The sequence below is a fragment of the Bacillus sp. FSL L8-0528 genome (assembly GCF_038593085.1).
Classification (GTDB): domain Bacteria; phylum Bacillota; class Bacilli; order Bacillales; family Bacillaceae; genus Bacillus; species Bacillus paralicheniformis.
Genome location: NZ_CP151961.1, coordinates 3,684,136 through 3,706,929, shown reverse-complemented (window position 1 = coordinate 3,706,929; position 22,794 = coordinate 3,684,136). Strand labels below are relative to the sequence as shown.

Genomic DNA, 22,794 nt, shown 5'->3' with positions numbered 1-22,794 from the left:
TAACATTATTTTTAGAAGTGATGTATGTTACTTCTTTTTTTCTTGCCATTAACAATCACTCGGAAAATCTGATTTTTCATAATATGAAAATGTTCCAAAATACAAATAATGGCTTTTGAGTAAATTGAACAAATAGACTAAATTTCAAATAAAAACTTCTTATAATAAAAGAATACGTATGTAATCCTGAAGGAGACAAGAAAAAAATGAACAAAAAAGTTTTGAAAAGAAAAGTAAAATTCATTAAAGACCCTATTGAGAACTATCTCAAAAAAGGAAATCATAGAAGAAACAATAAATACGCTAAATTTTATAAAAAGTTGAATGTTGTGGATAACACAATCTTGTATGAAAGCCGTGACGGGAATAGTATCACTGACAGTCCTTTTGCAATATTTGACTATTTGATAAAAAATCCAGAATTCAAACATTATAGGCATATTTGGACTATTGCAGATTTTGAAACGCTTGAGCCGGTTATCTCCAAGTATAAAGATATGCCGAATGTTGAGTTTGTTAAAAGAAATTCAGATAAATACCTGGAATACTTGGCTACTGCAAAGTATCTAATCAATAACTCTACATTACAGTCATTTTTTATATGCAAAGAAGAACAAGTATATATAAACACGTGGCATGGAACGCCGTTGAAAAGCATGGGATTTGATATTCCCGGAAATCCAGCCCATTCACAAAACGTACTTAGAAACTTTATAAGTGCAGATTACCTTCTGAGTCCAAATAAACATACTACCAATATGTTTGTGAACAGCTATAAGTTAGAAGGGCTGTACAGCGGCGAGATTATTGAAGAAGGCTATCCAAGGATCGATTTCACTCTTAACACCAACCCTGAAGAGTTTAAAAGTTATTTAAAAGATTTAAGTGTGCGGATCTCAAATGAAAAGCAAACGATCTTATACGCTCCAACATGGAAAGGGAATAGTGTATCAAAAGTAAAAAACGACGTTTTTCAAATTATTTCTGATATGAATTATTTAGAGGAGAAAATCGGCAGTGAATATAATGTGTTAATTAAAGTTCACCCATTTTTATATAGTGAGGCTTCCAAAGTTTCAGAGCTGAAAGGAAAACTGATACCTGACTTTATTGACACTAACCAGTTGTTAAGCGCTGTTGACATATTAATAACTGACTATTCCAGTATATTTTTTGATTTTCTTGTCACTGATCGGCCAATTTTGTTTTATATGTGGGATGCGGATGACTACAATAAGCAACGAGGGAAATATATTGAGAATGAAGATCTTCCGGGTCCGGTCCTGTACAATGTGAGGGAATTAGTCGAATCGATTGGTAATATTGATAAAGTGAAATCAGAATTTGAAACAAATTATAAAAAGAATAAAGTGAAATTTACAAATCACGACGACGGAAATGTTACTAAAAGAGTAGTTGAGAAAATCTTTAAAAACAAGGGACAATTGAATGTAATAAGAGATCTGGATAAAAAGAAAGAAAAGATCTTGATCTATCCGGGAGGAATGAAAAATAACGGCATTACTTCTTCCTTTCTTAATCTAATGAATAATATTGACTTTGATAAATATGATGTAAGCTGTTTTATGAAAACTCCGCACTCAAGAGAGGTTCTAAACAATATCAACAAAGTGAATAAAAATGTCAGGTTTATATTTAAGCCCGGTTTACCAGTTTACACGCTGTATGATGTATATAAAGATAAGCTGGTGCACAATAGGGGAGCTAACGGGAAACTTGAAAAGAAGTTATTCCCGGAGGATGCATATTTAAGAGAACATAAAAGGCTTTTTGGAAAATCTAAATTTGATTATGTAATTGATTTCAGCGGTTACAGCTTATACTGGGCCAAGTATTTAGTTTGTGCTGATGCAAAAAAGAAGATTTGCTACATGCACAATGACCTTTTGTCAGATAGTGAAAGATTAGTTAATGGACGTCGCCCGCACAAAATCAATCTAAGAGGATTATTCTCTATTTATAATAAATTTGATAAGCTGGTAAGTGTTTCAAAGGGAACGATGGAGTTAAACAAAAAGAATCTTTCGATTTATGCTGATGAGGATAAATTTGATTATATAATGAACTCCATTAATCCTGAAAAAATTCTCGGGATTGATCATTTAAAAGAAAAGGACACTGAGAATTCAGCAATCGCTGAACAAAATCCTGATGAAATCATACCCATTAAAAGTTTTAAAGCAAGGGCAAAGATTGTAAATGGTGAAGACTTCTCCATTATCAATTCACTGTATGATAAGGCGAACCAAAAATTAACACCGGCTAAGGAATTTGAAAATAAAGAAGTCGCCATAATACGAGAAGCGCATACGTGTGATGGAAACGTGTTTTATAAATTTACTATAAATGACAGTATTATTGGGTGGCTGAACCAAGAGGCTTTTGAATTATTGCCAGACAGTATTTTACTGGAAAAGAAAGTGAATAGACTGGCAGTCATTCAACACCCTAATGGAAACGATATCTGGAATAAACCTTATAAAACATTAGACGTAGAAAAAGTATCTTCCAGCAAACAATATAAAGGGATTATCGTCGAGGTAGATAAAGAAGTCAGAACTCAGCATTCTTTCTACAGCAGAATATATATTAATGATGTATTAATAGGATGGATTGATAACTCAGCATTGAGAATTGTAAAAGAGTATGAACCGCATCCAGAAGATACAGAAAAACAATCTGCGATAAACAAAGAAAAGGCCAAAATTAAGCGTAAAAATTATGAAGAACACTCAAAGATTATCCAAGGGCTGGAGAACAGAACATTAGAAGAAATAAAGCTGAATTTATTCGCGACTATTACAAATGGCGAAAATTATACAATCTGGACCAAAGCCTATCCTAATAACGGGTGTAAAGAAATATCCACTGCTGAAGAATTTAACGATACCATTGTCATTATCAAAAAAAGCCATAAGACAAAAGAAGGTGAGTACTACCGATTCTTTGCAGATGGAAAAGCAATTGGGTGGTTGGACTCTAAAGCCTTTAATATTATAGAAGAGCCTATCATTGCAAGAAGCAGAGAAGTGGAATACAGTGCGATTGTGAACTTAAGCGAAACTGATTTCATTTACAATAAACCTTTCGCTTTACCTGGATGCACACCTATAGAAGACTATCAAAAATTTAATGAAAAAGAAGTGGAAATTGTTGAAGAAGCTCTTACACAAGAAGGCACTTATTGCAAAGCAGTCTTAAATAATGAAGTGTTGGGATGGATAGGGCGCAAAGCTTTAAATGTAATTGAGCCTCCTGGAATAAAAGTAGGTAAGACTCTCATTCCTTATCCATCTGAATGTAACTACAACTTTGTAAATATGGGCAGACTTTCTCCTGAAAAAGGGCAGGATAATTTAATAAAAGCTTTCCATACACATATTCAGAGTTATCCTGATAGCAGGCTTTATATTTTAGGGGACGGACCTTTAAGGAAAGATCTCCAAAAAATAGTGGACAGTTTAGAACTTCAAGATCACGTCTATCTGGTAGGACAACTGGAAAATCCGTTTGATTTCATGAAAATGTGCAACTGTTTTGTATTGTCTTCCCATTATGAAGGACAACCAATGGTATTATTAGAGGCCATGACTTTAGGAATGAGAATATTGGCAACTGACATTATTGCCAATAGAACAGTTTTAGAAAACGGCAGATACGGAACCTTAGTAGATGATAGTATAGCTGGACTTGAAAATGGTTTAAAAACAGTACGAACAGAGATTAATACAGTCATGCAAGCCTTTGATTATAATGAGTATAATAAAAAAGCTATGGATACTTTCTACAAAGTTTTAAATTAACAGAAAATGTTGAGGCAAATGCCTCAACATTTGCTTTTTAGTATTACTGAATCGGTGAAGTGGTTCCGGAATTTGGAGCTTTTATGAGGTTTGAATTGGCCCCGAAAGTGAAAAAAAACTGATCATCTGTTACAATAAAGAGCAGTGCTTTTAATTAGGGTTCTTTTACAGCCCAAATCTTAATCCCTTAAGGAAGATTAGAATGAATGCATTAGTGAAAATACTGAAAGAACAAGTAACATCGTTTCCTTTAACCTTGCGTTTGGCGGCTTACGAAACAAAATCAAAATATCAAATGAATTACTTGGGCGTGTTATGGCAGTTTTTGAATCCGCTCATTCAGATGCTGGCTTATTGGTTTGTATTTGGGATCGGAATCAGAAAGAGCAGTGAGATGATTACAGGCGTCGGAGAAGTGCCTTTCATCATATGGATGCTTGCCGGTTTGATTCCCTGGTTTTTTATCAGCCCGACGATTCTTGATGGTTCAAACAGTGTATATAAGCGAATCAACATGGTGGCCAAAATGAATTTTCCAATCAGCTCTCTTCCTTCAGTGGCGATTGCGGCTAACCTGTTCAGCTATTTTGTGATGATGGCAATTTATGTCATTGTGCTGCTTGCGTTTGGCATTTATCCAAATCTTCATTGGCTTGAATATATTTACTATTTGTTTTGCATGATTGTTTTTATGTTCGCATTCAGTTTGTTTAATTCAACGATCAGTGTGCTGGTCAGGGATTATCAGTTCCTGCTGCAATCTGTGACAAGGCTGTTGTTTTTCCTGCTGCCGATTTTTTGGGATATTTCCACGCAGCTGGGGGACAAGCACCCGGCATTGTTGAACGTGATTAAGCTGAATCCGCTTTTTTATATTATCGACGGATTCAGAAACAGTTTTCTCGGCGGAAGCTGGTTTTTCGAAGATGCAACTTACATGCTGTATTTCTGGGCTTTCACATTATTGCTCTTGACTGTAGGAGCTGTCTTGCATATGAAATTCAGGGACAGGTTTGTTGACTTTCTTTAATACGTAAGGAGATTTTAATGATGAAACTAAAAGTTTCGTTTCGAAATGTTTCAAAACAGTATCAGCTTTATGAAAAACAATCGGATAAAATTAAAGGGCTGTTTTTTCCGATTAAGGATAAAGGTTTTTTTGCTGTGCGGAATGTCTCCTTTGACGTGTATGAAGGGGAGACGATCGGATTTGTAGGGATTAACGGATCGGGAAAATCGACGATGTCCAACCTGCTGGCAAAAATCATTCCGCCGACAAGCGGTGAAATCGAAATGAACGGACAGCCGTCCCTGATTGCGATTTCCGCAGGATTAAACAACGCGCTGACGGGCAGAGACAACATTCGTCTCAAGTGCTTAATGATGGGTCTCACAAATAAAGAAATTGATGAGATGTATGACAGCATCGTTGAATTCGCAGAAATCGGCGAGTTTATCAATCAGCCGGTCAAAAGTTACTCCAGCGGGATGAAATCCCGGCTCGGCTTTGCGATCTCAGTGCATATCGATCCTGATATTTTAATTATTGACGAAGCATTGTCAGTAGGGGACCAAACCTTCTATGATAAATGTGTTGACAGAATTACCGAGTTTAAAAATCAAGGAAAGACCATTTTCTTCGTCAGCCATTCAATCGGTCAAATTGAGAAAATTTGCGATCGGGTCGCCTGGATCGATAATGGTGAGCTGCGCATGTTTGATGACACAAAGACGGTCGTAAAGGAATATAAAGAATTTATAAGCTGGTTTAAAAAGCTTTCCAAAAAAGAGAAAGACAAATATAAAAAAGAACAATTAGCCAGCCGCAAACAGGTCTTGTCTGAAGAAGATCTTGCTCATCGGGAAAAAGACAAGAAAAAACAAAAATCTTTGGCAAATATCATTCCGATTGCGGGTTTGTCCATCCTGGCCGTATTGGCCGCCGGAGCGATGTTTGTTTAAAAGAAAAGGCGCGTAGATGATATTATAAAAAGCTATTGGATATCCATCCAATAGCGTCAGCGTGTCGACAAACCCTCGCATTCGTTGTCAGGCCTGCGCGTCGGTGCTCACGAATAGGAGAAGGATCAGCGGCTAACCGCCCAGGCGTCCTGCCTGAACGCCGCCGTCATCACATCCTGTGAAAGTCAGCTTCCGATGCTCGGCCTTCCTAGACTGCAAGGGTTTTCAATCACGCTGAAAGAATGATGAAAAAATCCCAAAACTAAGAGCAGTTTTGGGATTTTTTCAATAATCTGAAGCTATTGGATATCCATCCAATAGCTTTTTTATTAAACTTCTTCTTTTGCCAGAAGATCCTGCATAAATGGAATTAGTGAATCCTTCAGTTCGCTGTCCTGCATGGCAAATTCGAGAGTTGTCTGGATAAAACCGAGTTTTTCTCCGACGTCATAGCGTTTGCCTTCAAAGTCATAAGCGAATACGCGCTGGATTTCGTTTAACTTCTGAATCGCATCTGTCAGCTGGATCTCTCCGCCCGCGCCGATTTGCTGTTTATCTAAGTACATGAAAATTTCAGGAGTAAAGACATACCGTCCCAAAATCGCAAGGTTAGACGGTGCTGTTCCCGGTTTTGGTTTTTCAACGAAGTTTTTGACCTGGTATAGGCGCCCTTCGTTTGTCAGAGGATCAATAATCCCGTAGCGGTGCGTTTGGTCTTCAGGCACTTGCTGAACGCCGATAACGGATGAGAGAGTTTTTTCGTACTCGTCCATCAGCTGGCGAAGGCCTGGTTTTTCCGCTTGGACAATATCGTCTCCAAGAAGCACTGCGAACGGCTCGTCCCCAATAAAGTTGCGAGCGCACCAAACGGCATGTCCGAGTCCTTTTGGTTCTTTTTGGCGAATATAGTGGATGTCAGCGAGATTAGACGCTTTCTTTACTTTTTCAAGCAGTTCAGTTTTGCCTTTTTCCTCCAGGTTTCGTTCGAGCTCCGGTGAGAAATCGAAATGATCTTCAATCGCGCGTTTGCTTTTACCGGTTACGATGATAATGTCTTCAATGCCGGCTTCAACGGCTTCTTCAATAATATATTGAATGGTTGGCTTATCTACGATTGGAAGCATTTCTTTAGGCATCGCTTTCGTTGCAGGGAGGAAACGTGTTCCAAGGCCTGCTGCGGGAATAATCGCTTTACGAACTTTCTTCAACTCAATACACCTTCCTTAAACTATGTTTTCTACTCAGCGAGAAAAAATACGCTTTAGCAAGCGGAGAGTATGCTGAATATATGTATGGTATACCCCGAAAAATTACAATTACAAACTCATCATATAAGAAAAACAATTCTTAAACAAGTATAAACAGGTATAAAGCGTAAAGATGTTATATAATGAAGGGAAATCTCATTCTTCAACAAGGATGGTTGCGGTTTGATCAACGGATGTTTTATGATGAGAATATCGTCCATAAGCAATCGATGGGCGGGATTAATTCCAACGAGAAAACACGGGCAAAGCGGTAATCAATCGATTCAGCAGACGATTCTTAAAAAAGCTGTTCATACAGAAAACAGGTGATAGAAAAATGAAGAAACTAAAAGTCATGACAGTATTCGGCACGCGCCCTGAAGCCATAAAAATGGCTCCGCTCGTGCTAGAATTAAGAAAATATCCCGAAATTGAGTCTTATGTGACGGTTACAGCCCAGCACAGGCAAATGCTTGACCAGGTGCTTGAAGCTTTTAACATAAAGCCTGATTTTGATTTGAATATCATGAAAGAAAGGCAAACGCTGGCTGAAATTACGTCTAATGCGCTTGTGAAGCTGGACGAGCTGTTTCAGTCTATCAAACCGGATATTGTGCTTGTTCACGGTGATACGACAACGACATTTGCGGGAAGTCTTGCCGCTTATTATCACCAGATTTCCGTCGGCCATGTAGAGGCGGGGCTCAGGACCGGAAACAAATACTCGCCGTTTCCCGAAGAGCTGAACAGGCAGCTGACGGGATCGATTGCCGATCTTCATTTTGCGCCGACAGAGCAGGCCGAAAAGAATCTGCTCCGTGAAAATAAAGACCCGGAGACGATTTTCGTCACTGGAAATACGGCAATCGATGCGCTTCACACAACAGTGAGGGACGGCTATTCACATCCTGTTCTTGAAAAAATAGGAAATGAAAAGATGATTTTACTTACCGCCCACCGCCGTGAAAATTTAGGTAAGCCGATGGAAAACATGTTTAAAGCGATCAGGCGGATCGTCGAAGAATTTGACGACGTACAGGTTGTTTATCCTGTTCATCTCAATCCCGCTGTTCGTGAAGCGGCTGCAAAGCATTTCGGCGATTTGGAGAAGGTCCATCTGATAGAGCCGCTCGAAGTCATTGATTTTCACAACTTTGCGGCTGAAGCTCACTTCATCCTCACCGACTCGGGAGGGGTGCAGGAAGAAGCGCCGTCGCTCGGAAAGCCGGTTCTCGTGCTTCGCGATACGACGGAACGGCCTGAAGGCGTTCAGGCCGGGACGCTTAAACTGGCAGGTACGGATGAAGATAAGATTTATCAGCTGACTAAACAGCTGTTGACCGATCAAGATGAATATCGCAAAATGTCCCGGGCTTCAAACCCGTACGGGGACGGACAGGCTTCGCGGCGAATTGCAGAGGTGCTGCTTTATCGGTACGGATACCGAAGCACGCGGCCTGATGTGTTTAAAGACTAATAAAAAAAGCTTCCTTTTCAGGAAGCTTTTTTATTAAGGCTTTCTTTCAATTCAGCTGTAATGTCGGAAAGGGAACTTTCGTCGGCTTTGTAATAATAGATTCCGTTGATTTTTGTGCCGTCGCCTTTGAGCTCATGCTGGATGACTTTTGAGCGGGCTTCTTTATAGCCGGATTGGATATCCCACATATTGTCAAACGTGAGATTCGTTTTAACGTTGTTTTCGATCACTTTGAACATATCTCCGAATTTCGTGATGGATGATATATTGGCGCCTTTGTTAATGATACCTTCGATGACTTGACGCTGCCTGTTCTGGCGCCCGAAGTCGCCGTTCGGGTCCTCTTTCCTCATTCTCGTATAAGCGAGCGCTTCTTTTCCGTTCAGCGTAATCTCGCCTTTGCCGAATGAATATCCGTCGTAGTTGAAAGCGAATGTACTGTTTACAGTAATGCCGCCGAGCGTATCTACGACATCCTTGAAGCTTTCCATATTGACTTTGATAAAGTAGTCGACAGGAACATCGAGGAAGTTCTCAACCGTGTCTACCGTCATCTGAACGCCGCCGAATGCGTAGGAGTGGTTGATTTTATCCATCTTGCCTTTGCCGATAATTTCAGTATACGTATCCCTCGGGATGCTGACCATTTCAGTCGTTTTCGTTTTCGGATTCACCGTCATATAGATGAGGGAGTCTGCGCGCCCCTTATCACCGTCCCGTTCATCGACACCCATGAGAAGCACGGAAAACGGGTCATGGTTATCAATGTCAACAGCTGAATCGCGTTTTTTTGATTTGTTAATATTTTCATGAATGTTCGCTACAGTAGATGCCGCTTTATGCCATAAGTAATAGGCATAACTGCCTGTGCTGAGAACGAAAATGCCAATCAAAGCGATAATTGTATATAGAATTTTTTTCTTTTTCTTCCTCTTTTCAGCTCTCATATAGCCCTCACCTTTTAATAGTCTACTTTGATTATAAGTTTCTTAAAATTCGAAAACAACAAAAATTTATATGTGTCCTTTTGGATAGACGAAATCATTAGAAAAATGTTTCAAAAAAACCAATCAATCTGCAAAATTTTTCGCTATAATTAAAGAATCTGTTGGAATTTGTCGATAAAAAGGGAGAGGTGAAGAAGATGAAAAAACTCATAGTTCTAACATTATCAATGCTGCTTTTGTTGTCAGCCTGCGGCACTTCGGGCCAATCGGAGGACAAGTCAAGCTCAGACAATAAAAATGCGGCCTCTGAAGAAACCGTCACTAAAGAAGGTTCATTCGCGGGGTTGGCTGACAGCCACACAATTGCGGTGAACATTGACGGCAAAGAAACAACGCTTCAAGTCGATGAAGATCTTCAGGACAAAGTCAATTCCATTGAAGAAGGCAAAAAAGTCGAAGTCCAATATACAAAAGGTGAAAATGGCGTTTTGGAGCTGAAAAGCATCGAAACAAAATAAAGAGCTGAATCAAGGGGGTACATAACGTTTTGAAAAAGATGAAGCTTCTGCTTCTGTCGTCAGTAACTGCCGCAGCTCTGATGTTTACACAATCTGCCCAGGCTGCCGACAAAACCATTTCGGTAAAGTTAAGCAATTATTTGGGCAATAAATCAAGCGTTGATGTCGACATTACCGGCGCATACGAAATCCCGGGCTCGGGAATCGCCGCGACAGAGCGGTACGGCGGGGCGACCCGCTTCGATGTGGCAAACAATGTCGCATCTGCCGGATGGACGAACCCGAGCACTGTCGTGGTTGTCAATCGGGACGCTTTTGCGGACGCGCTTTCTGCAACTCCGCTTGCAAAGAAGTACGATGCGCCGATTCTATTAACGGATGCGGGTACGCTGACGGCGAAAACCGAAACTCAAATTGCCAAGATGAAGCCTGATAATATCTTAATTATCGGGGGAACAACGAGCGTTTCCAAAAATGTTGAAAACACGCTGAAAAAGTATGGGGCAATTGACCGCATCGGCGGCGCCAACCGCTATGATGTGTCCAAAAACATCGCGAGCCGGATGGGGTCCTACAGCCAAGCGATTGTTGCCACCGGCTTAGTCTTTTCCGACGCTCTGTCTATCGCGCCTTATGCGGCAATGAACGGTTATCCGATACTGCTCTCAGGGAATAATACAATCCGAAGCGATTACAATATTCCGAGCAAGGTTACGATCGTCGGCGGTCCGTTGAGTGTCAGCACAGGCGTTGAAAACACATTAAAGAAAAAAGCGGCTGTTACCCGCATCGGCGGAGCGAACAGATACGAAGTGTCAGCGAACATTGTCAACACGCTTAACATGAACGCATCAAAGGTTTTCATGTCTAATGGAACGACTTTTGCGGATGCGCTGGCCGGTTCCGTCCTTGCTGCCAAACAAAAGCATCCTTTGCTGCTTGTCCAAGCGGGCAGCCTGCCGACACCTGTTGCAGATGTAGTCGCGAAAAAAGGAACACAGTCTTTTGCTTTGCTTGGGGGGACCACCTCGATCACGGATTCATTGAAAAATAGCCTGGCAGATATGTTTACCGGAGACGGATACTCTGTTAACGTGTCGAGCGGAAAGCTTGTGCTCTATAAAAATAATAGAGCCGTCAAAACGCTTGGAACGTCATTTACGGCATCACCTAAAAAATATTCGACGTCAAATTCCATCAGCATCAACGGAAGGCCTTATTTAGGCAAGATGAAGTTTACGATTGAATCAAGCAAATATGTTCGGCCGATAAACGAAAACATTCCGTTCGAAGATTATTTAAAAGGTGTTGTGCCGCACGAAATGCCGGCAAGCTGGCAGACGGAAGCGTTAAAAGCCCAAGCGGTGGCGGCGAGAACTTATTCGGTCGGTTCCGCAGGAAAAGTAGTGGCCGATACGCAGGCGTTTCAAGTATACGGAGGATACGACTGGAATTCGAAGACATCCAGCGTTGTAAATGCCACAAAAGGACAAGTTTTAAAATATAACGGCAATTTGATTTCAGCCGTTTACTCGTCAAGCAACGGGGGATATACGGAAGCAAGCGCAGAGGTATGGGGCGGCAGTGTGCCATATTTAATTGCCAAAGCGGATACATATGACCCGCAAAACAGCTGGTCGATTTCCTTGAATAGGACGCAGATCAATACCAGCGGCTTAAACCTGAGCAGCCCTGGCACATGGTGGAATACGACAAATGAAACGAACTCCGCCTATTTGTCTGGACTGAAAAGCTGGTTTATTACCAATAAATATCCTAGTGCAGAATCTATTAAGATTACGAAAATCTCAAGCCTGACCCTGAGCAGCGCAAAAACTGCCGGTCAGCGGCCGAAAACAGCAGAGGTGAAGTTTTCTTACTTTGTTAAAGAAAAATCAAATGGCTATGTTCTATCAAACGGAAAACTTTCAGAAAAAACAGCGACGATTTCCGTGACGACGACTCAATTAAGATCGATGCTGGGCGGCATGAATATGAAGAGCACGTATGCTTCTGTATCCAGCAATACGAACGCTTTTACTCTCAGCGGTAAAGGATTCGGACACGGCATCGGCATGAGTCAGTACGGAGCAAATGCCAGAGCTGCTGCCGGGCACGATTACAAGAAGATTTTAAGTTTCTACTATCCAAATACGACTCTATCAAGCTATTAATAGAGTTTGAACAGGAGGCAGCAGTGCCTCCTCTGTTCATGTTCAGGGGAAAACATAACATTTACATTTTTGGAGGTTATTTTTTTGAGGGTTTTTCTTAAAGCTGTACCTATGTTGTTGTTAGGGTTCTTTTTGTTTGTGCCTAATGTATTTGCGGCCAACTCTGTCACAAGATTAGACGGTGCAAACCGATATGAGGTTGCGGTGAACGTTTCCAAGCAGGGGTGGACAAGTGCAAGCACTGTGATTGTTGCAAATGGAAAGGCATATGCAGACGTCCTTTCAGCGACTCCATTTGCCTATCGAAACAACGCGCCTGTTCTATTAACGGAAGCGTCTAAACTGCCAACGGCCACTAAAAACCGAATCAGTCAATTAAAACCTAGCAAAGTGATCGTAATCGGCGGAACCGTCAGCGTTCAAAACGGTGTCGTAAGCGAGATCAAAAAGCTTGGTGTGTCATCTGTCGAACGCATCGGCGGAGCGAATCGCTACGAGGTTGCGGCGAATATTGCGAATAAGCTGCCGAGCAATTCGAAAGCTGTCATCGCAAACGGGACGGCCTATGCTGACAGCCTTGCGATCGGCGCATATGCCGCGAGAAACGGCATCCCGATTCTTTTAACATCGTCGAATTCCATACCGACAGCGACAAAAAATGCGATGAAGAGCAAAGGAACAACATCGACCATTGTCGTAGGCGGTGAAGTCAGCATCTCCAGCAGCGTTTACAAACAGCTTGCTTCTCCGACGCGGATCGGCGGCAGCAACCGCTATGAAGTCGCGGCCAATGTCGTCAAGAAATATTATTCTTCTGCCAAGAATGCAATCATCAGCAACGGCTATGCGTATGCCGACGGATTAACAGGATCTGTTCTGGCGGCTAAGCAAAACCGTCCGATGATGTTCACGAATGCATCATCTTTGCCGACACCGACAAGAGAAGTGATCGGTTCCAAAAACATGACGACGTTTACTGTGCTTGGCGGAACGGTTTCTCTTCAATCCAATGTCGTGTCACAGCTGAAGAATCCGATCGTCGGCAAAAAAATCTTCATTGATGCAGGGCACGGAGGTACAGACAGCGGTGCCGTCGGCAACGGTTTATATGAGAAAAGCGTGAACCTTGATGTTGCAAAATTAATTAATACGAAACTATCAAACGGCGGTGCTCTGCCAATTATGGCGAGAACGAACGACACTTACCTGACGCTCGCACAGCGCGTGTCAAAAGCGCAGTCAAATCATGCGGATTTGTTTGTCAGCATCCATGCAAACTCGGCAACGCCAGCTGCTTCCGGAACAGAAACCTACTATTATACAACATATGAATCTGCCAACAGCAAACGGCTGGCAACCGAGATTCAAAACCGTCTCTATGTTGCATTGAATACAAAAAACCGCGGTGTAAAGATCGGCAACTTCCATGTCATCAGGGAATCAAAAATGCCAAGCTGCCTTGTTGAACTTGCGTTTATCAGCAATGTAAGCGATGCGACAAAACTCAAAAGCTCGACTTACAAAGAAAAAGGCGCTAAAGCGATTTACGACGGAATCGTTGCTTACTATTAAAATATAAACAGAAAACTCGTTTTTCGAAAAATTGCCTATGCTGCCTTTGTTTTGTCTTTATTATATAGTATGATATTTTTGGTGAAATTAAAGATAAAACGGAGGCGGTGCATTTTTAACAAAAAATCAACGAATTTACTAATTTTAATAACTCCTTTACATTGTGTTTACGTTCGTATGCTACACTGACGAATAGATCAAACAGTAACATACTAATCGAGGTGTATGCTAGTGAGTATCGACAAAAGTTTAAGAATGTACAATGAATATTCAAGCCAGCAAACTTATTCCTGTGCTCTATCTAAAAAAGCAGTACGTTATTTATATATGAAACGGATAATGGATATCGTCCTTTCCTTGATTGGGCTCGCTCTTACACTGCCGTTTATTCTGCTGTTTTGTATATTAATCTGTATCGAAACACCGGGTTCTCCGTTATACCGGCAGGAACGCGTCGGAAAAGACGGGAAGCATTTCAAGGTGATCAAGCTGCGTTCTATGAGAATTGACGCAGAAAAATCCGGTGCGAAATGGGCTCAGAAGGATGATCCGCGCATCACTGCAGTCGGGTCTTTTATAAGAAGAACAAGAATCGATGAACTTCCGCAGTTGATCAATGTGCTGGCCGGAGACATGAGCATTGTGGGGCCAAGGCCTGAAAGACCGATGTTTACCGCTCAGTTTCACCACGAAATTCCGGGATTTAAAAACCGCTTAATCGTTAAGCCGGGTTTAACGGGACTTGCGCAGGTGAACGGAGGCTATGATATCAGTCCGAGAGAAAAATTGGTGCACGATCTGTATTACATTCGGAATTTAACGTTTCTTCTCGATTTGAAGGTTATGCTGAAAACGATTAAAGTAGTATTGACTGGCGAAGGAGCCAGATAATACGAGGAAGTTAGGAATATGCTATGTCTACCATTACGAAACAAATATTAAGCGGTGCAAAATGGACAAGTGTTTCAACTTTGATCGTCACGGTCATTCAAATTATACAGTTTGCACTGCTCGGCAATATCATGACAATTGCCGAATTCGGTTTGGTCGGAATGCTGACCACCGTAACGATTTTCACACAAATTGTACTCGATATGGGATTCGGGGCCGCTTTAATTCAAAAGGAGAACATCAGTGAACGCCAATTATCGACCTTGTATTGGCTGAATATCCTAACGGGCATCCTTTTGTTTATCGGCCTCTTTTTCCTGAGTCCGTTCATCGCAGACTTTTATCAGCGGGACGAACTTGTTTTTCTAGTGCGGATTTTGGCCGTCATGTTTTTAATCGCCCCGGTCGGCCAGCAGTATCAATATATGCTGCAAAAAGATCTGAAGTTTAATGTGCTGAGCAAAATAGAAGCGGGAGTCACCGTTTTGTCTTTTGTGCTCCTGCTCGTTTTGGTTTTTCTGATGGATCCGATTGTGGCCTATGCATTGTCACAAGTTTTTCTTAATTCGGTTAAAGGCATCATGTTTTTTGCTGTATATTTAAAAAAATGGCGTCCTTCTTTCGTCTTTGCATTGGGGGAAGTGAAAGAATTTTTCTCGTTCGGCGCGTTTCAGCTTGCTTCAAGGCTTGTAAACAGGCTTGGCGCCAATATCGACATGATTTTAATCGGGCGGTTTCTCGGTGCGGAAGCATTGGGAATCTATAACCTGGCGTATCAGATTATTACGATTCCCGTATTAAAAATCAATCCGATCGTAACAAGGGTAGCGTTTCCTGTCTTCTCAAAGAATCAAGGGGACAACCAAACGCTGCGCGAAGGCTTTTTAAATATGACAAAGCTTCTCGCGCTGATTTCATTCCCGCTCCTGATCGGACTGACGACTGTTTCAGATTTATTTGTTGAAGTCGTCTTCGGAGAAAAATGGCTGCAGGCCGTACCGGTTCTGAACATCCTCGCGATTGTCGGGCTGCTCAGGGTTCTGATGAATCCGAACGGATCGGTTTTGCTGGCGAAGGGGCGAGCAGACCTGGCATTTTATTGGGACAGCGGGATCATGCTCCTTTATGGGCTGTCTCTTTACGCGGCGGTATTAACGAATGATTTGACGATCACCGCCTGGACATATGCAGCGATCAGCCTGGTCAATTTCTTTATCGGCAGATGGCTGCTCAAATATGTCATCCAGCTGAAGCTGGGCGAATATTTCAGAACCGTTGGAAAACCGCTGGCCTTGACGCTGCTCATGGCATTGCTGGCTCTTGTCTTGAGCGTCGGCAGCAGACATCTGCTTCACGGCGCCATGCTTCAGCTGGCAGTTTCCGTCGGGATCAGCGGGATTTTTTACGGTTTTCTGGTCGGCAAATTTTATCGGCGGGCTATGAGGGCCCAATTAGGAAGATGACAGCAGAAAGGGCGGTTCATCATTGAAGGTTCTTTGGATTACCAGCGTTTATCCAAGCAGTCAAAGGCCGGGAGAAGGCGTTTTTCATGAAACACAGGTTCAGGCGCTGCAGATGCAGGGCGTTGATGTGACGGTCATATGTCCATTGCCTGTGAATCCTGCTCCTCTCAGGCTGCTGAAAAAAAAATACCGTCAAGTGCGAACAGTCCCGGAATATGAAGAAAGAAAAGGCATCCCGGTTTACAGGCCGCCGTATACGGCTTTGCCTGGACAGCTAAAATGGGCTCAGCCGCATCGCCGGATCGCAAAGTCTGTATTGAGGACGATCGAGAAGCACGGGCTTGCGCCGGATCTTATCCATGCCCATTTCGCGATGCCATCCGGGGGTGCCGCTGCCGTTGTTTCACAGAAGCTGAAGGTTCCTTATGTTCTGACTTTGCACGGAAGCGATGTCAATATTTATCCCCATTACAGCAAAGGCGCTTTTCGAGCATTTGAAACAGCTGTGCATTCCGCAGCAAAAGTATTGGCTGTCAGCGAAGCGCTGAAAGCCAAAACGAAAGAAATGACCGGTGCTGAAAGCTCGGTGCTTCCTATTGGAGTCAACCTGGACCGGTTTCAAAAGCCCTCCGCTTCAACACTTGAATTGAGGGAGAAACTCGGCCTGCCGCAAGACAAAAAGTTGCTGACGTTCGTCGGCCGCTTGGTGAAGGGAAAGGGAGTAGCCGAGCTGGCAGAAGCGGTCAGGCAGCTTGATGACAGCTACAGAGCTGTATTCATCGGCGACGGACCGGAGAAGCAGAACATCCGTCAAATCGCCGGTGAAAAAGCAGTATTGACGGGGCAGGTCGCAAACCATGAGATATCAGAATATCTGGCTGCATCAGATCTGTTTGTGCTCCCTTCGTATTCTGAAGGGATGCCGACTGTTGTCATTGAAGCGCTCGCTCTCAAGGTTCCGGTGCTTTGTACGGCGGTCGGGGGGGTTCCGTCTTTATTCGGAAAGCATGAACACCTTCTGATCAAGCCGCACTCGGCTTCCAGCATAACAGAAGCTGTCAAGGGATATTTGGAAGGCGGCAATTGGCAAGAAGCCATCGCTGAAGAGCTGTATCAAACGGTGCACGAGGATTATGACGCCTTTAAAAATGCCGGAAAGCTGCTGGATGTGTATGGGGATGTTGTCAAGAACAAAAATTAAGTTGGGGTCTGTCGGTTAATATGCGTATGAATGTTGAATATAATACTGTTTAAACCCATTTATTTGCGTCTAAGCTAATAAAAATAAGGATTGGGAAAACGAAAAACCCAGATTTTTTCAATAGAAAGAGATAAAGATCATTACCTAAATCAAGCTATTGGATTTGAAGGGTCAGCTGAAAGAAGGGAATGATAATGTTGAAAAGAATCGCTGTCATTGGAACGGGATATGTCGGGCTGGTGTCTGGAACTTGTTTTGCCGAAGTGGGAAACTCGGTTGTCTGCTGCGATATTGATGCTGAAAAAATAAGAGGACTCTCAGCCGGAGTGATGCCGATTTATGAAAACGGCCTAAAAGAACTTGTGGATAAAAACGTAAACGAAAATCGCTTATTTTTCTCTACTGATATTCCAAAAGCGATTGAAGAAGCTGAGATTATTTATATTGCAGTCGGTACACCGATGTCGGAAACAGGGGAAGCGGATCTGACATTTGTTAAATCCGTTGCCGAAATGATCGGGAAGCACCTGAACGGCTATAAAGTCATCGTCAACAAAAGCACTGTCCCTGTTGGAACAGGAAAGCTCGTACAAGCCATTATAGAACGCAATTCAAAAGGGGAATTCCCTTTCGACGTCGTGTCGAATCCGGAATTCCTTCGTGAAGGAACAGCTATTTACGATACGATGAATATGGAAAGAGCAGTCATCGGCGCGACAAGCGAAAAGGCTGCTGCCATTATTGAAGAGCTTCATACGCCATTTCAAACGAAAATCGTCAAGTCTAACCTTGAAAGTGCAGAAATGATTAAATACGCTGCAAATGCATTTTTGGCTACAAAGATCTCGTTCATTAATGATATCGCGAATATTTGCGAAAGGGTCGGAGCTGATGTATCCAAGGTGTCTGAAGGCGTCGGACTCGACAGCAGAATCGGCAGTAAATTTTTAAAAGCCGGAATCGGCTTTGGCGGCTCTTGCTTCCCTAAAGACACGATGGCTTTATTGCAAATCGCGAAGTCAGTCGGTTATCCTTTTAAATTGATTGAAGCTGTCATCGAGACGAATCAAAAGCAGCGCGCCCACATTGTGCAAAAGCTCCTTGATGTGTTCGGCGATTTAAACGGCATGACCATTTCGGTTCTTGGGCTGGCATTCAAGCCGAATACAAACGATATGCGCTCGGCGCCGTCTCTGGATGTCATTCCGATGCTGAGAAGCCTCGGTGCTAGAGTCAAAGCGTTTGATCCGATTGCTGTACCTGAAGCAGAAAAGCTTCTCGGCGATCAAGCCGTTTACAGCGAAGATCTGTATGAGACGATTCAGGATACGGATGCGTGCGTCATATTGACGGAGTGGCCGGAAGTACAGAACATGGATATTGCCAAACTTAAGTCTGCTTTGAAAAACCCCGTCTTAATCGATGGAAGAAATATATTTGAAATTGAACAAATGAGAAACGAAGGCATGATCTACCATTCAATCGGACGGCCGGAAGAACAGGGAGAAGGAATCCTGACCAACGTATAAACAACGGGGGGATAACAATGGAAAAAGTACTAGTGACAGGCGGATGCGGATTTATCGGCTCGCATATTGCTGAACAGCTTCTAAAAGAAAATTACCGGGTTTCAATTCTTGATAATTTAACTACGGGACACCGCTCCAACATTGACGGTCTCCCAATTGACTTTTATGAGCAGGATATCACGAAGCCGGAAGTCATCGACGTCATCAAAAGCATTGATCCCGATTATATTGTTCATTTAGCTGCACAAGTAAGCGTAGCGGAGTCTGTCAGCGATTTTTTAAATGATGAAAACATCAATATCAGAGGATCGCTCCATATCATTAAAGCAGCTGGTGAATGCAATGTGAAAAAGATCGTCTTTGCATCATCAGCGGCTGTTTATGGAAATCCGGATTACCTGCCTGTCGACACCCGTCACCAAACAAACCCAGGCTCACCCTACGGGCTGACGAAGCTTACAGTGGAGAACTATTTAAAACTGGCTTATGATCTATATGGAACCGAGTATTGCATTTTGCGGTACAGCAACGTGTACGGGCCGCGCCAGGATGCAAAAGGAGAGGGCGGCGTTGTATCGATTTTCTCCGATTTGCTGACCAGCGGCAAGGCTCCGGTAATTTTTGGAGACGGAGAACAATCACGCGATTTTATTTATGTCGGTGATGTAGCTTCTGCCAACGTAAAGGCGCTAAAAGCTCAATCAAACGTTTGTTTAAATGTTTCAAACGGCTTTTCCATCACGGTCAATGAGCTGTTTACAGAGATGAAAAAAGCGACGAACTCTGATCTTTCTCCGATTTATCAAGATGAACGGCCGGGGGATATCCGCCACAGCACACTGTGTAATGAAGAAACAAAGAAAATCTTAAACTGGGAACCAAAAATGCCGCTTGCTGAAGGACTGGAAAAGACCATTTCATATTATAAAAAAGAAATGAATACGTAAATCACTGGCTGCTGGCTGATGTCGGCAGCCCTTTTCCAGAAAGAAGCGGAAGGAGGGGGAAAAATGAGTCTCAAACGTTCCGCGGTCAATGTTCTGGTTTGGCTCGCCGCATTGACCGCAGGGTTAGCATTCGTTGTATTGGCCCAGTCCAATGCAAAAAAAATCTTGTTAGCATGTCTAATTTTGATTGCGCTGGCTGTGATCGTTGTGCTCCGGAAGTATTTGTCGTCCGAGCAATTGCTGATGCCCGTATTATATCTGCTCATCGCTGCAACTTTTGCCAACAATGCTTTTTTTGCGATTAAATTGGGCTTTTTCAGCCTGTTTCCATATCGAATACTTCTGATTCTGGCAGGATTCTTATTCATAGCGGAAATGTTGAAAGGCAGCCAGCACCTTGAAAAGTGGAAGCAGGTGCATGTCAAAGGCATTCTGATGTTTTTCGCGTTTTGGTTCTGCTATGGACTGATTTCGCTGCTATGGGTCAAGTCTGCCACTGATGGCATAAAATATCTGTTCCTATTGGCAATGGGAATGTTTTTTGTTTTTCTGGTTGTCATGTTTTTTCAAAAAATGGATCGTATTCTCGCGTTTTATTACATATGGCTTGTCATGACCGTATTTTTAATGGTCATCGGGTTTTACAATCACTTTACGTTAAACCACCTGCCGAGCTCGACCCTTTATAACGGGCCGCACTATAAACAGCACTATCCGACATCCGTTTTTTTCAACCAGAATGACTTTGCGACATTTCTGTCCATCAGCTTTTTCTTTTATTTATCTTTTTTCAAAAACATTAAAAACAGCTACTTAAAAATAGCGGGGCTGCTCCTTGCGTTCTGTTCGGCATACTTGATTTTCCTGACTGGATCAAGAGCCAGCATCCTGGGGGTCATAGCCGGCCTTGCCGTTTATGTGTTCATTTTGCTGCCGAAGGTGCTTAAAAAATGGGCGCTCATCGCCGCAGCTGCAGGATGTATCGCTTTTGTCACACTGTTTGCAGGAAAGATTACCGGAGCTTTTTATACATACTTTTTGGCTCCGCAAACCGCACACGATTTCAGCGAGCCGCTGCCATCCAATGTCGCCAGGGCGAATTTGTTGAAAAACGCCGGGCATTATGTGCTGGATACTTACGGATTTGGCGTCGGCGCCGGCAATGTGCCATATTATTTGGAGCATCATGCACTGTTCGATACGGACCGGGTCGTGGAGGTTCATAACTGGCTCGTTGAGATCATGACGAATTTTGGAGTGGTGATGATGCTCGGTTATTTAACGATGTACATTTATTTAATAACCGTGCTTTACAGATATTATAAAAGATCGCTTGGAAGACGGCCAAAGCTTCTTATTGAAGGTTTGACAGCCGCGCTCGTCGCCTTCCTTGTGTCAAGCATCAGTCCGAGTTCCGTCTCGAATTTATATTTCCATTGGGTGTTCCTCGCGCTTGTGATTGCGACGGTTAATACCTTTAGAGTCTGCGGAACGGATGAAACCGAACAGTATAGGTGATTTTTGAAAATCGAATTTAAAAACAGGGAGAAATTCATGTGATGAATTTAATCAAACGTATTGCTGGTAGAGTGAAAAAGTTTATTGTGGCGATTATTGCGCTTCCTCTTATTCTTGGTCTTGTCGGCTATTTTATGCCGAAGGGGAGCGTTGCTCCGTCCGATTACACGGCTACTGTAACGATATCAACCGGGAACTATGGAGAAGCGAAGTACAACAATGCAAAGCAGGTGCCGCTGCTGTTGAAAAACGAAGCTTTTTTAAAGGACATTTTCCCGGATATGCCGGAAGAGGATCTGGCACAGTTGAAAGACGATCTGGCGATTGAAATCAGAACGGATTCACTTTTTAATTTAAGCTATACAGGGCCTGATAAACAGGAAACATTGGATACTTTAGGAAAAGTTAAAGATGCCTATATGAAAGGCGATAAGGCGCTGTTTTCAAAAAGGGAAGAAGTCATCGAAAAGAATATTAAGGCCCTTGAAGGTGAAACAGTCAGCGCTGATTCCAAAGTTGATAAACAGCGGTTTTTGTATGAGCTTGAAACAAGCAAGCTTGATATGAAGGCTGCTGAAGAAATTGAGCCTTTGATCGTGCTGGATAACCAGGCTGCCGGCATGTCGCCTAAAAAAAGAGCGGTATTAGGCGTACTGATCGGTTTAGCGCTGTCGTTTTTTATCATTGTCGTTCCGGAAGTATTCAGAGAACGTTAAATTTTTAATTGGGGATGTGGATCAGGACCATGACGAGGCAAAAACCTTTAATCTCTGTCATTACGCCTTCCTATAACGCGGAGGAATTTATCGAAAAAACCATTCAGTCCGTCTTAAATCAGACGTTTTCCGACTGGGAAATGATCATTGCCGATGATTGCTCAACAGATGGGACAAGAGACATTTTGAAGCGCTATGAAGAAGATGATGAGCGGATCCATGCCATTTTTCTGAAAGAAAATCAAGGCGCTGCAGCGGCTCGAAATGCGGCGCTCAGCAAAGCCGAAGGGCGCTATGTCGCCTTTTTGGACAGCGATGATTTGTGGAAAGCAGAAAAGCTGGATAAGCAGCTTGACTTTATGAGGAAGCATCAGCATGCTTTCACATTTACGGCATACGAGCTGATCAGCCAAGACGGCGAACCGCTTCATAAAACCATTCATGCACCCGTCAGCCTTACATATGATGATGTATTAAAAAATACGATTATCGGCTGTTTGACGGTGATGATTGACAGAGAGCAAACGGGTGATATCCGGATGCCGAATATAAGAACCCGTCAGGATTTGGCGACATGGCTGTCCGTATTAAAGCGGGGATTCAAGGCATTCGGTCTGAACGAACCCCTCGCCGAATACCGCATCGTTGAAACATCGATCTCCAGAAACAAGTGGAAGGCGGCGCGAAAAACCTGGTATGTGTACAGGGAAATCGAACGCCTTCACTTGATGAAAGCGACATGGTGCTTTTTCCATTACGCTAAGAACGCAGTCATGAAAAGATTATAACGGCATTGACAGAAAAGGTG

16 protein-coding genes and 1 pseudogene are annotated in these 22,794 nt (G+C 42.8%); 15 read left to right on the top strand and 2 right to left on the bottom strand.

Annotated features, from left to right (window positions below; all coding sequences use genetic code 11):
• Nucleotides 1-206: 206 nt before the first annotated feature.
• The 3 genes and pseudogenes from MHI30_RS18990 to tagH all read left to right on the top strand — a co-directional run.
• Complete coding sequence (locus MHI30_RS18990) at nt 207-3,824, top strand: CDP-glycerol glycerophosphotransferase family protein (RefSeq protein ID WP_075751507.1); 3,618 nt, start codon at nt 207-209, stop codon at nt 3,822-3,824.
• Nucleotides 3,825-4,026: 202 nt separating this feature from the next.
• Nucleotides 4,027-4,854 carry a teichoic acids export ABC transporter permease subunit TagG gene (tagG, locus tag MHI30_RS18985; RefSeq protein WP_075751506.1) on the top strand — a complete coding sequence of 276 codons (828 nt, stop codon included), beginning with the start codon at nt 4,027-4,029 and terminating at the stop codon, nt 4,852-4,854.
• 20 nt (nt 4,855-4,874) lie between these two features.
• A pseudogene (gene tagH, locus MHI30_RS18980) lies at nt 4,875-5,780 on the top strand (teichoic acids export ABC transporter ATP-binding subunit TagH); the annotation flags it as partial.
• Nucleotides 5,781-6,115: 335 nt separating this feature from the next.
• Here the strand turns inward: tagH and galU are convergent.
• Nucleotides 6,116-6,994, bottom strand: a complete 879-nt coding sequence (gene galU / locus MHI30_RS18975) for a UTP--glucose-1-phosphate uridylyltransferase GalU (RefSeq protein ID WP_075751504.1) — start codon at nt 6,992-6,994, stop codon at nt 6,116-6,118.
• Between the two features lie 376 nt (nt 6,995-7,370).
• Here galU and wecB point away from each other — a divergent pair, with 376 nt between their 5' ends.
• Nucleotides 7,371-8,510, top strand: coding sequence for a UDP-N-acetylglucosamine 2-epimerase (non-hydrolyzing) (gene wecB / locus MHI30_RS18970; RefSeq protein WP_075751503.1), 1,140 nt, complete (start codon nt 7,371-7,373; stop codon nt 8,508-8,510).
• A 17-nt stretch (nt 8,511-8,527) separates the two neighbouring features.
• Here the strand turns inward: wecB and MHI30_RS18965 are convergent, their stop codons facing one another.
• A complete protein-coding gene (locus tag MHI30_RS18965; RefSeq protein WP_075751502.1) occupies nt 8,528-9,457 on the bottom strand; it encodes a LytR family transcriptional regulator in 930 nt (309 codons plus the stop codon).
• Between the two features lie 197 nt (nt 9,458-9,654).
• Here MHI30_RS18965 and MHI30_RS18960 point away from each other — a divergent pair, with 197 nt between their 5' ends.
• The 11 genes from MHI30_RS18960 (at nt 9,655) to MHI30_RS18910 (ending at nt 22,774) form a co-directional block, all read left to right on the top strand.
• Nucleotides 9,655-9,975, top strand: coding sequence for a hypothetical protein (locus MHI30_RS18960; protein WP_003185762.1), 321 nt, complete (start codon nt 9,655-9,657; stop codon nt 9,973-9,975).
• Nucleotides 9,976-10,004: 29 nt separating this feature from the next.
• A complete protein-coding gene (locus tag MHI30_RS18955; protein ID WP_003185760.1) occupies nt 10,005-12,149 on the top strand; it encodes a SpoIID/LytB domain-containing protein in 2,145 nt (714 codons plus the stop codon).
• A gap of 84 nt (nt 12,150-12,233) precedes the next feature.
• Nucleotides 12,234-13,721 (top strand): N-acetylmuramoyl-L-alanine amidase, encoded by a 1,488-nt coding sequence (locus tag MHI30_RS18950; protein ID WP_011198357.1) that lies wholly within the window; start codon nt 12,234-12,236, stop codon nt 13,719-13,721.
• 231 nt (nt 13,722-13,952) lie between these two features.
• Nucleotides 13,953-14,612, top strand: a complete 660-nt coding sequence (locus MHI30_RS18945; RefSeq protein WP_003185754.1) for an exopolysaccharide biosynthesis polyprenyl glycosylphosphotransferase — start codon at nt 13,953-13,955, stop codon at nt 14,610-14,612.
• 23 nt (nt 14,613-14,635) lie between these two features.
• Nucleotides 14,636-16,075: an MOP flippase family protein gene (locus MHI30_RS18940; RefSeq protein WP_003185752.1), complete on the top strand. Its 1,440-nt coding sequence runs from the start codon at nt 14,636-14,638 to the stop codon at nt 16,073-16,075.
• Nucleotides 16,076-16,097: 22 nt separating this feature from the next.
• The gene (locus MHI30_RS18935; protein WP_003185750.1) at nt 16,098-17,276 is read left to right on the top strand and encodes a glycosyltransferase family 4 protein; all 1,179 of its coding nucleotides are present in this window, start codon (nt 16,098-16,100) and stop codon (nt 17,274-17,276) included.
• A 197-nt stretch (nt 17,277-17,473) separates the two neighbouring features.
• Nucleotides 17,474-18,805 (top strand): UDP-glucose/GDP-mannose dehydrogenase family protein, encoded by a 1,332-nt coding sequence (locus MHI30_RS18930; protein WP_087635003.1) that lies wholly within the window; start codon nt 17,474-17,476, stop codon nt 18,803-18,805.
• Nucleotides 18,806-18,822: 17 nt separating this feature from the next.
• Nucleotides 18,823-19,752 carry an NAD-dependent epimerase/dehydratase family protein gene (locus MHI30_RS18925; RefSeq protein WP_075751500.1) on the top strand — a complete coding sequence of 310 codons (930 nt, stop codon included), beginning with the start codon at nt 18,823-18,825 and terminating at the stop codon, nt 19,750-19,752.
• Between the two features lie 63 nt (nt 19,753-19,815).
• Nucleotides 19,816-21,270, top strand: coding sequence for an O-antigen ligase family protein (locus MHI30_RS18920; RefSeq protein ID WP_073425430.1), 1,455 nt, complete (start codon nt 19,816-19,818; stop codon nt 21,268-21,270).
• A gap of 41 nt (nt 21,271-21,311) precedes the next feature.
• Nucleotides 21,312-21,986 (top strand): hypothetical protein, encoded by a 675-nt coding sequence (locus MHI30_RS18915; protein ID WP_075751499.1) that lies wholly within the window; start codon nt 21,312-21,314, stop codon nt 21,984-21,986.
• A gap of 29 nt (nt 21,987-22,015) precedes the next feature.
• Nucleotides 22,016-22,774, top strand: a complete 759-nt coding sequence (locus MHI30_RS18910; protein ID WP_048350271.1) for a glycosyltransferase — start codon at nt 22,016-22,018, stop codon at nt 22,772-22,774.
• Nucleotides 22,775-22,794: the final 20 nt, after the last annotated feature.

Excerpts from the sequence above, each read along its gene's own strand:
- MHI30_RS18990 (WP_075751507.1), top strand. The coding sequence starts at position 207 with ATGAACAAAAAAGTTTTGAAAAGAAAAGTAAAATTCATTAAAGACCCT.
- tagG (WP_075751506.1), top strand. The coding sequence starts at position 4,027 with ATGAATGCATTAGTGAAAATACTGAAAGAACAAGTAACATCGTTTCCT.
- wecB (WP_075751503.1), top strand. The coding sequence starts at position 7,371 with ATGAAGAAACTAAAAGTCATGACAGTATTCGGCACGCGCCCTGAAGCC.
- MHI30_RS18965 (WP_075751502.1), bottom strand. The coding sequence starts at position 9,457 with ATGAGAGCTGAAAAGAGGAAGAAAAAGAAAAAAATTCTATATACAATT.
- MHI30_RS18960 (WP_003185762.1), top strand. The coding sequence starts at position 9,655 with ATGAAAAAACTCATAGTTCTAACATTATCAATGCTGCTTTTGTTGTCA.
- MHI30_RS18940 (WP_003185752.1), top strand. The coding sequence starts at position 14,636 with ATGTCTACCATTACGAAACAAATATTAAGCGGTGCAAAATGGACAAGT.
- MHI30_RS18925 (WP_075751500.1), top strand. The coding sequence starts at position 18,823 with ATGGAAAAAGTACTAGTGACAGGCGGATGCGGATTTATCGGCTCGCAT.
- MHI30_RS18920 (WP_073425430.1), top strand. The coding sequence starts at position 19,816 with ATGAGTCTCAAACGTTCCGCGGTCAATGTTCTGGTTTGGCTCGCCGCA.
- MHI30_RS18915 (WP_075751499.1), top strand. The coding sequence starts at position 21,312 with ATGAATTTAATCAAACGTATTGCTGGTAGAGTGAAAAAGTTTATTGTG.
- MHI30_RS18910 (WP_048350271.1), top strand. The coding sequence starts at position 22,016 with ATGACGAGGCAAAAACCTTTAATCTCTGTCATTACGCCTTCCTATAAC.